Annotated in this window: 1 protein-coding gene; it reads right to left on the reverse strand. The window is 63.3% G+C overall.

Features of this window, described 5'->3' with window-relative positions:
* On the reverse strand, positions 1–1,033 hold a 1,033-nt coding region (locus tag EOC93_RS33545; protein ID WP_164759397.1), incomplete at both ends, for an FMN-binding glutamate synthase family protein.

Here is a 1,033-nt window from a genome sequence, read left to right on the forward strand (position 1 = left end):
ACCGTGCCGACGCCGACTTCGGACACCAGCTTGACCGACACATCCGCCGCCGGATTGACGTTCTTCAGGTCGTAGATGAGCTGCGCCAGATCCTCGATCGAGTAGATGTCGTGATGTGGCGGCGGCGAGATCAGGCCGACGCCCGGCGTCGAATGCCTGACCTTGGCGATGGTGGCGTCGACCTTGTGGCCGGGCAGCTGACCGCCCTCGCCCGGCTTTGCGCCTTGCGCGACCTTGATCTGCATCATGTCGGAGTTGACCAGATATTCCGCCGTCACGCCGAACCGCCCGGAAGCGACCTGCTTGATCGCCGAACGTTCCGGGTTCTTGCCACCGCCCGGCAGCGGCAGGTAGCGGTCGGCTTCTTCGCCGCCCTCGCCGGTGTTCGACTTGCCGCCGATCGTATTCATGGCGCGCGCCAGCGTAGTGTGCGCTTCCCTGGAGATCGAGCCGAAGGACATCGCTCCGGTCGAGAACCGTTTGACGATATCGGCCGCCGGCATGACTTCGTCGAGCGCGACCTTCTTACGCCCGCTTTCTTCGGCGAGCCTGATCTTGAACAGGCCGCGAATGCTCTGCGCCCGCGCCGTCTCGCTGTCGATCTGAGCGGAATAGTCCTTGAACGTCTCCCATGAGCCCTGGCGCACGGCGTGCTGCAAGGTGGCGACCGCATCGGGCGACCAGATATGAGCTTCGCCGCGCATGCGGAACATGTATTCGCCGCCGACTTCGAGGCTATTGCGCAGCACCGGGTCGTTGCCGAAGCCGTCGGTATGGCGGCTGACCGTCTCGGCCGCGATCTCGTCCAGCCCGACGCCTTCGATCAGCGTCGCGGTGCCGGTGAAATATTTCTGCACGAAATCCGACTTCAGTCCGATCGCGTCGAAGATCTGTGCGCCGCAATAGGACTGATAGGTCGAAATGCCCATCTTGGACATCACCTTGAGGATGCCCTTGCCGATCGACTTGATGTAGCGGGTGACGACTTCATAGGCGTCGACCTCCGCCGGCAGCTCGCCGCGCTTGTGCATGT

The sequence above is a fragment of the Mesorhizobium sp. M6A.T.Ce.TU.002.03.1.1 genome, from assembly GCF_003997275.1.
Classification (GTDB): Bacteria; Pseudomonadota; Alphaproteobacteria; order Rhizobiales; family Rhizobiaceae; genus Mesorhizobium; species Mesorhizobium mediterraneum.